The sequence below is a fragment of the Hoeflea sp. genome (assembly GCF_984452065.1).
Genome location: NZ_CFHWAF010000209.1, coordinates 1 through 953 on the forward strand (window position 1 = coordinate 1; position 953 = coordinate 953).

At 58.4% G+C, this 953-nt stretch carries 1 protein-coding gene and 1 pseudogene; both read left to right on the forward strand.

Annotated features, from left to right (window positions below):
• Positions 1-726, forward strand: a 726-nt coding sequence (locus AC5E6N_RS23115; RefSeq protein ID WP_491750011.1) for an ATP-binding protein, incomplete at its 5' end; no start/stop codon positions are given.
• Between the two features lie 9 nt (positions 727-735).
• Positions 736-953: pseudogene (locus tag AC5E6N_RS23120) on the forward strand (leucyl/phenylalanyl-tRNA--protein transferase); the annotation flags it as partial.

Genomic DNA, 953 nt, shown 5'->3' on the forward strand with positions numbered 1-953 from the left:
CCGCGCCATATCGAAATTCAGGTCATGGGCGACGGCAAAGGCAACGCCATTCATCTGGGAGAAAGGGACTGCTCGCTGCAGCGCCGCCACCAGAAGGTCTGGGAAGAAGCCAATTCGCCGGCGCTGAATGAGCAACAGCGCGAAGAAATCGGCATGATCTGCGCCAATGCGATGAAGACGCTGCAATATCGCGGCGCCGGTACCGTCGAATTCCTTTTTGAGAACGGCGGCTTCTACTTCATCGAGATGAACACGCGCCTGCAGGTGGAGCATCCGGTCACGGAGGCGATCACCGGGATCGACCTCGTCAACGAACAAATCCGCGTCGCCTCGGGCGGAGGGCTTTCGGTGTCGCAGAAGGATGTGCGCTTCAGCGGACACGCCATCGAGTGCCGCATCAATGCCGAAGATCCGCGGACCTTCACGCCCTCGCCCGGCCTTATCACGCACTATCACCCGCCGGGGGGCCTCGGCGTGCGCGTCGATTCGGGCGTCTATCAGGGGTACTCGATACCGCCCTATTACGACAGCCTCATCGGCAAGCTCATCGTTCACGGACGCACCCGTGTTGAATGCATGATGCGGCTGCGCCGCGCGCTCGGCGAATTTGTGATTGACGGTATCAATACGACGATACCGTTGTTCATGGATTTGCTCGATAATCAGGATATTGCCAACGGCGACTACGACATACACTGGTTGGAGAAGTATCTCGACGTGAAGTAGGGTCGGCGCATGCACAGGAGTGAAGACCGCCTCAAAATCACTCCGCAGCTTCTGATCAAGGCTTATAGCTGCGGTTTGTTTCCAATGGCCGAGTCCGCCGACGATCCGGAAGTCTTCTGGGTCGAGCCGGAGATCAGGGGCGTCATTCCGCTTGACCAGTTCCATACGCCGAAGAGCCTCGCAAAAACCTGTCGGCAGGACAGGTTCGATATTCGGTTCGACACGGC